This is a genomic window from Streptomyces sp. NPDC048479 (assembly GCF_040651435.1).
In the GTDB taxonomy this organism is placed as follows: Bacteria; Actinomycetota; Actinomycetes; order Streptomycetales; family Streptomycetaceae; genus Streptomyces.
This window is the reverse complement of record NZ_JBEZKA010000038.1, coordinates 52,798-61,564: the sequence shown is the minus strand read 5'-3', so window position 1 is coordinate 61,564 and position 8,767 is coordinate 52,798. Positions and strand designations below refer to the sequence as shown.

At 67.2% G+C, this 8,767-nt stretch carries 8 protein-coding genes; 6 read left to right on the top strand and 2 right to left on the bottom strand.

Annotated elements, in window-relative coordinates:
* The 5 genes from AB0D12_RS36225 to AB0D12_RS36205 all read left to right on the top strand — a co-directional run.
* The coding region (locus AB0D12_RS36225; protein ID WP_362692836.1) for a transposase family protein at positions 1-677 on the top strand (677 nt) is incomplete at its 5' end.
* Positions 678-786: 109 nt separating this feature from the next.
* Entirely contained in the window at positions 787-1,770 is a 984-nt protein-coding gene (locus AB0D12_RS36220; protein WP_362692845.1) for an ABC transporter permease, read from the top strand.
* A 7-nt stretch (positions 1,771-1,777) separates the two neighbouring features.
* Entirely contained in the window at positions 1,778-3,043 is a 1,266-nt protein-coding gene (locus tag AB0D12_RS36215) for a VWA domain-containing protein (protein WP_362692834.1), read from the top strand.
* Between the two features lie 382 nt (positions 3,044-3,425).
* Positions 3,426-3,806 carry a transposase gene (locus tag AB0D12_RS36210; RefSeq protein WP_362692831.1) on the top strand — a complete coding sequence of 127 codons (381 nt, stop codon included), beginning with the start codon at positions 3,426-3,428 and terminating at the stop codon, positions 3,804-3,806.
* A 27-nt stretch (positions 3,807-3,833) separates the two neighbouring features.
* The gene (locus AB0D12_RS36205; protein WP_362692828.1) at positions 3,834-4,160 is read left to right on the top strand and encodes a plasmid stabilization protein; all 327 of its coding nucleotides are present in this window, start codon (positions 3,834-3,836) and stop codon (positions 4,158-4,160) included.
* A 373-nt stretch (positions 4,161-4,533) separates the two neighbouring features.
* Here AB0D12_RS36205 and AB0D12_RS36200 read toward each other — a convergent pair whose 3' ends face one another.
* Entirely contained in the window at positions 4,534-4,953 is a 420-nt protein-coding gene (locus tag AB0D12_RS36200) for a CBS domain-containing protein (protein WP_362692825.1), read from the bottom strand.
* A 275-nt stretch (positions 4,954-5,228) separates the two neighbouring features.
* Positions 5,229-6,398: a hypothetical protein gene (locus tag AB0D12_RS36195; protein WP_362692822.1), complete on the bottom strand. Its 1,170-nt coding sequence runs from the start codon at positions 6,396-6,398 to the stop codon at positions 5,229-5,231.
* A 1,400-nt stretch (positions 6,399-7,798) separates the two neighbouring features.
* Between AB0D12_RS36195 and AB0D12_RS36190 the strand changes: the two genes are divergently transcribed.
* A complete protein-coding gene (locus AB0D12_RS36190; RefSeq protein WP_362692819.1) occupies positions 7,799-8,734 on the top strand; it encodes a hypothetical protein in 936 nt (311 codons plus the stop codon).
* The last annotated feature ends 33 nt before the right edge of the window (positions 8,735-8,767 follow it).

The following is an 8,767-nucleotide window of genomic DNA, read 5'->3' as shown; positions in this document are numbered from 1 at the left end:
GGGAGGGTGACCGCCGGTGCAAACTCCGTCCCTCACAGCGCGCCCTGGTCGCACTGGTGTACCTGCGCAAGCACGACACTCTCACGCAGATCGCGGCTGGCTTCCGGATCAGCGTCGGCACTGCCCACGCCTACGTTCACCAGGTCATCGACCTCCTCGCCCGCCAGGCACCCGGTCTGACCCGGGCCCTGCATGAGGCGGACGCCGAGTACGTGCTGGTCGACGGCACCCTGGCCGAGTGCGACCGCGTCGGTGACGGCCGCGCCGACTATTCGGGCAAGCACCGCCGCCACGGCGTGAACCTGCAGGTCATCACCAATCCCCAAGGCAAGCTCCTGTGGATCTCGCGACCTTTGCCGGGCCGCAGCCACGACCTGACCGCGGCCCGCACCCACCGCATCGTGAAGACCTGCGTCAGACTCCGCATCCCCGCCCTGGCTGACCTCGCCTACACCGGCGCCGGCGGCACGTTCGCCGTGCCGTGCCGGCGCCCGCCCGGCAAGGACCTCACCGCAGGGCAGAGATCGGTCAACAGGGCGCACGCCCGACTGCGATACCCCGTCGAACGAGGCGTCGCCACCGTCAAGCGCTGGCGCATCTTCCACCACGCACGCTGCAGTCCCAACCGCCTCTCGTCAGCAGCCAAAGCCGTCCTCACCCTGGAGAGGCAACGCTGAAAAGGCTCAATGTCCGCGGGGACAGCCAGGAGGTCGTCTGTCCGTAATCCGGACGAGCGCCGTCACCCCATGACACCGGTTGCGATATGGACAACTCGGATTGTCCTTCATGTTTCGCCGCCCTACGGTTCAGCACACCGATCGGCGCCCGACTCCCAGCGCCCTGGCCGGGAGGAAGAATGGACCGGTTTTTCGAGTACGTCGGCAGGCACATACGGACGACCTGTCGCAGCAGGCCCTGGACTATGCCCTGGTCGTCGGGACGGCCATCGCGATCGCCACCGTGCTCGGGGTCGCACTCGGCGTCGCGACCTGGGGCCACCCGGTCGGCCGCTCCGTGGCCGTCGCGGTGACGGGGACTTTCCTCACCGTCCCCAGCCTCGCCCTGCTGGGGCTGCTCATCCCGCTGCTGGGTTTTGGCTGGACGCCGACGGTGGCCGCCCTGGTCGTATACGCGCTACTGCCGATCACCCGTAACACCATCGTCGGCCTGCGGGAGGTCGGCCCGGCGATCCTGGAAGCAGCCCGGGGCACCGGCATGGGCCCGCAGCGGTCTCTGTTCATCGTCCAGCGCCCTTTGGCCTGGCCGGTCGTTCTCACCGGCATCCGGATGTCCACCCAGCTCACCATCGGCATCGCCGCCATCGCGGCCTACGTCGCCGGCCCAGGACTCGGCAAAGAGATCTTCGACGGGCTGTCCCGCCTGGGTCGAAGAACGCCATCAACCAGGCGCTGGCCGGGACGCGCAGCTGCACGACCCTTGGGGAGTTTCCATGGCCAAGCATCGGGCGGTCCATGCCGCGCGTCGATGGTGGCCTGGCGTTGCCATGGCCGTGGTGGCGGCTGTGGTCGGCATGCTGATGCTGCGGCCCGACGATCAGAGCGCCAGACCATGTACCGCGCTGCGGGCAGTTGCCGCCACCTCGTTCCGGCCGATGATCGACAGCGTCACGCCGAAGTTGCTGCAGGGACCGGACTGCGTGCGCATCGACACGACGTACTCCGATGGGCGGGCCGCGGCAGCCGCTGTGGCGAAAGACCAAGCACACGTTTGGATCCCGGACGACCCTTCCTGGTCGTCAGCCGCTGCTGAGGTCAAGTTGGCGAAGGACACCGTCGGCGCGGGTACTGTGCTCGCCACCAGCCCGCTGTACATGGTGAGCGACGCAGCCACCGGTGCGCGGCTGCGATCGGCCGGTGGTTCGTGGATGGCGCTTGCGAAGCTGGTGGACGCCCGGACGCTGCGGCTCGTAGTACGGGAACCTGCTGGGTCGGGTGACGGCCTTATTGGTACTGGGGCCATGGCGGAAGCTGTCTGGCAGGCCCAGGACATGGATGCGTCCGCGCTGTGGCTGTCCCGGGCACGTGGGATTACTCGCACTGTGGCGGCTTCCAGCGAAGCACTGCGGACCAGGGCCGGCGAGGTCGGTCTGGTGCCCGAGTACGCCTTGGCGGGAGCATCTGCGTCGGGGCGGAGCGCCCTGCCGGGACGTGACTTCGCAGCCACGCTCCGCTATACCTGGCTGCCCACGGCAACGGGAATCGCGGACCCCCGCAGTCTCGCTGGCCTGAAGCGGCTGCAGGCGGCGCTCAGCGGAGACGAAGCCGCACAGGCCCGCGCCATGGCGCATCTCCGCGACGCCGACGGTACTGCGACGCCGAACGCCGGCCTGCTCGCGACGAACCTCGAGAAGGCTCTCCCCGTCCTGGGCGGTCATCATGTCGATCACGTCTTCGCCACGTGGTATGCGCAGGACCGGCGTACCGATGCGCTCATCGTGGTCGATGTGTCCGGCTCGATGGCGAATCCCGCCCCCGGCTCGACCACTCCTCTGATCAGATTGGTGCGCGAAGGTGTGCGGTCGCTGGGTGGCATGCTGCCTAACGATGCGCGGCTGGGCCTGTGGGAGTTCGGCGTGAGACTCCAGGGCACCAGCGATCATCGCGAACTTCTCCGCGAGGCGATGCTGAGCCGCGGTCAGCGGCGGGCCCTGGCCACTGCGCTGAACACCATGAACGCAAGACCCACAGGAACCGGCCTCCATGACACGATCCTGGCCGCGTACACCAGCGCGCGTGACCGCTACCGGCCCGGAGTACCGAACCAGGTCATGGTCTTCACCGACGGTCGCAACCAGGACGACCCCGGCGGAGCCTCCGCAGGCCAGCTGTCCACGAGACTGCAGGCATTGCAAGACCCCAATCGCCCGGTACAGCTCAGCGTGGTTGCCTTCGGCGACCGCCAAGCCGCCGAGGTAGTCGGCAAAGCCATCGAACCCATCGGCGGCTACGTAGACCTCCTGACCACCCCGCATCAAGTCGCAGCCGTCTTCATCCACGTAGCCGCCGGCGGCCTCCACCACTGACACTGACGCAACACAGAATTCGTCACCTTCAGCTTGACTCTGTCGGGGATCTTGGTGATCCCCGGCGGGGCAGCATGATCAACGGGCATGCTCGGCTCTGTTCATGGACCGATGCAGTTGTCGAGGTGCCGGTTGTCGCTCCACGCCCGTTCTGGTGAGCAAGTCCCTTCTTTGACCGTGCAGATGGCACGGGCGAGCAACCCGGGTGGCACAACGGCGATGTGGGTGAGAGACCACCTGGGCGGGCTGTGGCGTGACGAGGACTTCGCCGACTGGTACCCGCGCGACGGCCGCCCGGGTTTCTCGCCCGCCCAGCTGGCCACCGTCTGTGTGCTGCAGTCCTGCTCGGTCTGTCGGACTGGCAGGCTGGCAGGCGGCCGAGGTGGTTCGCTGCCGCATCGATTTCAAGTACGCGCTGGCCATGGAACTGGACGATCCCGGCTTCCACCACAGCGTGCTGGCCGACTTCCGCGACCGTCTCACCGAGGGCGGACGAGCCGACCGTCTCCTCGACCTCGCGCTCGCGCGCCTGAAGGAGGCAGGTCTCGTCCGCGAACGCACCACCCAGCGCACGGACTCCACCCACGTCCTGGCCGCGGTGCGCGACCTGACTCGGCTGGAACTGGTCACCGAGGGCGTCCGCGCCGCGCTGGAAGAGCTGGCCGGCACAGCTCCGCACCTGCTGGCCGGCCTGGTCGACGAGGAGTGGGGGCGCCGCTATGGCCGTCCGGTCCGTCTGAGGTCAGATCACTCGGTCTGCTGAGAGGTCCGACGGTTGAGGAGAGGTGTCATGCCGGCAGGTTCCAGCCCCAAGCGGGAGCGTCAGTACGAGCACATCAAGGAGAGCGCCGAGCAGCGCGGTGCCTCCACCGGGCGCGCGAAGGAGATTGCTTCGCGGACGGTCAACAAGGAGCGGGCCAGGTCGGGGGAGTCGAAGACGGCCAGCAAGACGTCCACTCAGGACAAGAAGTCCGCATCCCAACGCGGCGGCGAGCGTTCCCACAGCGGCGCGCAAGGACCCACAAGGGACCAGCTATACGAGGAGGCAAAGAAGCGCAACATCGACGGACGCTCCTCGATGAACAAGCAGCAGCTGCGCAAAGCCCTGGGCCGCTGACCTCCGGCGTGCCAGCGGCTGCGAGGCCGCGGCAGTAGGAACGCACATCAGCTCGCAGCCGGCGAGGGCTGTCAGCCCTGCGAACCCGTGCGCTGGCCTCGCTCGCCGGTCTCACACAGAACCGGGATGAGCCGCTCCAGGCGCTCAGCCTCCATTCTTCGAGATCTGCCTTGAGCATCCAGGTAGGGCGGGCCGAGACCGCTTGACCATCACCCAGGCGGTCCGCGGGCCGGGCACGGAGCCCCTGGACTCCGTGCCCTTGTCCTTCATCCCACCGCGGCCGCTCAGCCGCACCCCGCGGGTGGTTCCCTTGGCGCCTGGGACGAAACGTGTCAGCAGTCGAAGCCGGGTCCCGCACCGGCGCTGTGGCGTTTCACTGGTTGGGTTCGGCCGAGCTGATGTCGCCCAGCGCGGAGCCGGGGTCGCGCTCGATGGCCAGGTCTCCGAGGGAGACGATGCCCACCGGGTGCCCGTTTTCGACGACCGGCAGCCGGCGCACCGCTTGTTCCCTCATCAGCTGCACCGCGCGGTCAATTTCGTCGTCGGGGGAGACGGCGGCCAGGTCGGCGCTGCATGCCTCCGACACGGTGGTGGCCTCGACGCTCTTGCCCTCGGCAAGGACCCGCACCACCAGGTCCCGGTCAGTGACCAGACCGCGCAGCTGATCGTCCTCGACGACCAGGACCGCTCCGATGTCTTCCTCACGCATACGCCGGGCCACCTCGGCCACCGACGTCTGCGGTCCCACCGCGGCAGGAGTACCTGTCATGATCTCGCGAACCTGCTGAGCCATCACTCCTCCTTCGTAGGGCAAGGCAATCCAGCCCGCGCGAGCGAGCCCACTGGTTCATGTACTCCCACCACGCAATCCACGCGTTCCGGTATGAATCCCGGACTCAGCGAGAGGAGCCCAGCATGAAGTGCCGCGGCGAGCGGAGGAAGGAGACGGGCCCCGCTCCCGATGGAGGGAGACGGGGCCTTCAGCACGGGAGAGAACGAGGGGAGCTACCGCTCCCGTGCCCGGCAGCTGGCACATTGTGGCGTACGCCGAATGGCTGATTCGCAAAATCAGCGGTTCGGACAAACAATGGTGCTGCGAGGCGAGGGCACCTTTTCTGTGTGCCCGGTCATCCGCCCCCTCTCCTCACCGTTTCCGTCCTGGGCACCGTACTGCGGGACGCCACTGGACTCGAAGGGGAGCAGCAGGTCCGACTGGGCGTCGAGTTCGAAGACCCCCGTGGCGCCGACCGGGGACGTCAGGGCCACCACCGAGGAGTCGTGGCGCACGGTGATGTCGCGGAAGGTGCCGTCGCGCCCGGTGGTGACCCGGGAGATGCCGCCTGAGCGGAGCGTGGCGCGGATGCCCCGGTCCGGCGCCACGAGGGCAACGACGCTGGTGTGCACCTGACGGATCAGGCGCAGGTAGTGGCCCGGGAAGGCGGCGTCGAAGAGGGACATGGGGGTGGCGAAGGTGAGGGTGCCGCTCTCGCGGAGGCCAAGGAACTCCACCGGCATCAGGCGGGCCAGGGAGAACGTCTGGGAGAGGTTGAGGCGGCGCCGCTCGGAGCTGAGGGCGTAGCTGTCGAGGCGGGTCAGGTCTTCGGCGAGCTGCTCGGCGCCCGCGAGGCCGCGCCGGTCGGGGCCGGTGGCCTGCGCGGGGGACTGCCAGTAGTCGCCGCGGATCAGCGCCTGTGCCGGTTCGGCGCGCTCGAAGGCGAGCTGGGCCTGGGCGAGGCGGGCGGTGGCGGTGGCCTGTTGCAGGAAGTAGCGGTAGACGCCGCCGAGTGTGGTGCTCAGCCACAGGTACAGGTCGGCGTTGGTGAACTGGTTGCCCAGGAAGGTGAGGGTCGCCACCGCCTGCTTGTGCTGGAGCGTGGCGATGGCCTCTTCCTGCACGGCGATGGTCACGTGGTCCTGGGCGGTCACCACCTGCGCGGCGGCGACCAGGGAGTGCTGACCGGTGGCGACCAGCTGGCGCCGCCACTCGTCGCGGCGCTGCTCGATCCCGGCGTTCAGCTGGTTGGCCTGCAGCTGTGACTCGACGTCGTTCTGCCACGCCTGCAGGCCGCCCTTGGCGATCACGCCCGCCGAAATGCCGATGGCCAGGCTGCCGCCCCCGCTGAAGAAGATGTCCGAGAGGCTGGCGGCGTTGGAGGCAGCCTGGGCGATGCTGATGGCGGTGTCCACCGCGGCGATGCCGTCCCTGATCTTGCGCGCCGTCGGCAGGTTGACCAGCAAACTTCGAAGCGCAGGAGGCGTCATGGCGCCGGGCCATCCGGCTGGGCGAGTACTTGGAGGCGGCCCGAGCGCACGCGGCCGCCCTCCCCGCCGGAACCGAAAGGATCCAGGCTGAGGAATGGATCCAATGGGCTATGGGGCACTTGGCCCGCGTCAGCCTTCTCGCTCAAGAACTCCGGCTTCCGCAGGTCCCGGAGCCACGCTCGGAGGACTTGAAACCGTTCCTCCGAGGATGGAGCCCCTACGGACCCAATGGCTACTGACGTGCATCATCTGCTGACATAGGGCTGCGGCCCCGAACCCAGGTGCACCTGGGTTCGGGGCCGCAGCTGTTGAAGGCAGGGTCACGAGGTCGCTGGAGCGGCCGAGGGCTTGGTGGTGGCGGCGGGCAACGGAGGTGCTGCCGAGGAGGAGGCCAGCGGGGGTGAAGTGGGGCGGGGGGGAGGTGGCGCTCCAGGGCGGGGAGGTAGTTCCAGCGCAGGCCAGGGTGGGCGGAGTGCGCGTAATGGTAGAGATCGCCGTAGGGCAGCCAGGTTGCCGTGGGGGTAGAGGCGTAGGCAGCGTCTGGCCTCGACCCAGGCGGGTGGGCCGCTGCGGGGGTCGGGGTCGAACCAGGTGCGCTCGTTGATCAGGCTGAGCCAGGCGAGCTGCGGGTGGAGCGCCAGGCGGGAGATGAGGGCGCCGAAGATCAGGGCGGGCCAGCCGCCGACCAGGTAGGCGGCGCCCAGTAGGAGAACGACCGCGCTCGTTCTGTGCCAGGTGCTGGAGTGTTCGCGCAGGTTGGCGATGATGCTGATCACCGTCTCCTTGATGCCGCGCGGGGTGAGCGGGTGGACCAGAGCGGTGGTGAACTGGCGGCGTGTGGCGCCGGGGCGGATTCCGGCTTGGTGCAGCTCGTCGAGGTTGGGGTCGGTGCGCGAGGAGCGGTCGCGCGCTCGGCCCGGGTGACGTGGTGGCGGTAGGTGTAGACATCGCCGCCGAGGTCCGAACAAGGTCCACGCAGCACTCCGCGCCCCCATCGAGCGCACGATCTCGCGGATCAAGCAGTGGCGGATCCTCCGCCATGCCCGGATCAGCCCGAACAGAGTCTCGTCAGTCTCCGCTGCCCTTCTCATCCTCATGATCTACACGCGAAAAAGGCTCCCGGACCGCGCCTGGGGAAACTGCTCTTGTAAAAAAGTGGCGGTGTTTCCTTACGAGGGGGGTATGGAGTTCGCCTCGTAAGGGGGGTCATCATACGACGCACGTAATGACGGACTTGGAGATTCCACGAAGCCAGGTGTGGACGCCGCCGAAGCTAAGGTTCGGCAATGCGAGAGCTGGATTGACCGCATCCTCTCGCTCGACGTAGCCGTGGTATGCATCAAAGGCCCGGCATTCTCACTTTGGAGGAGATGGGTATGCGTCGCATTACCGCCGTTGCAAACGTAGTGGCCGCTACTTCGGTCTTGATGGCCGGGAGTGTGGCTCCAGCAAGTGCAATAGACGATTCCGTTGCCGCTTATGATCGTTACGTCCTGGACTCACACCAGGACGGGTACGGCGGTATCTACGCGGGATTTCCTGATGTTCCCGGCGATGGCCTTATTAAGGGGGCGACGGTGACCGACTACTGCAACAGGGTCGGGTTCAGTAGCGGCGCGGGTCAGTGCCATCTGGAGTCATTCCACGAGACGGAACGCACTCACTGGGAGGAAGACTACAGGCAAATCGCCAGCGGAAAGCCGCTAACAAACTGCAATGAAAAGGCTGTGGACAATCCCTCCGTCTCATGGTCGCACACGCAGACGGCCACCCATACCGCCGGGGGGAGTATCTCCCTCGCCAAGTCCATCGGATTCACATCCGGTATCCCCCTCTTCAGCGTTTCGTCATCCATGACCCTGACGGTCACTGCGACGTACAGTTACGCCTGGGGAGAGTCAACCACGAAGAGCGACACGTACCCCGTGCAAATCAGCCCAGGATATGAAGGCTGGTTGGATTACGCCGGGTTCCACGGCACCGCACACGGAGTGGCGACCGTGACGATCGAACCCAATGGAGACCCGAACAATCCGGCGACCGAGCTCGGCCACGGGAGCACCTTCAAGGTGATCACGGACATCACGGGTGATCTCCCTAAACCGCCGAAGAACCAAGAGGAGGCGGTGAATGCCCAGCCGGTTTACGACAGGCTTGTCACAGGGCACAGGCGCCTGAGCAATGATGAGCTCAGGGTGGCGTGCCCCGACTGGCAAAAGGATCTCTCCGGTAATCTTCTGGAGTGGGACGAGCCCGCTAATTCCTGGGTACGGCGCTACGACAATCCCGTCCACGTCGACTTCATCGTCTGAAGCAGTCAGACGCGGGCCATCGTTCCACGATGG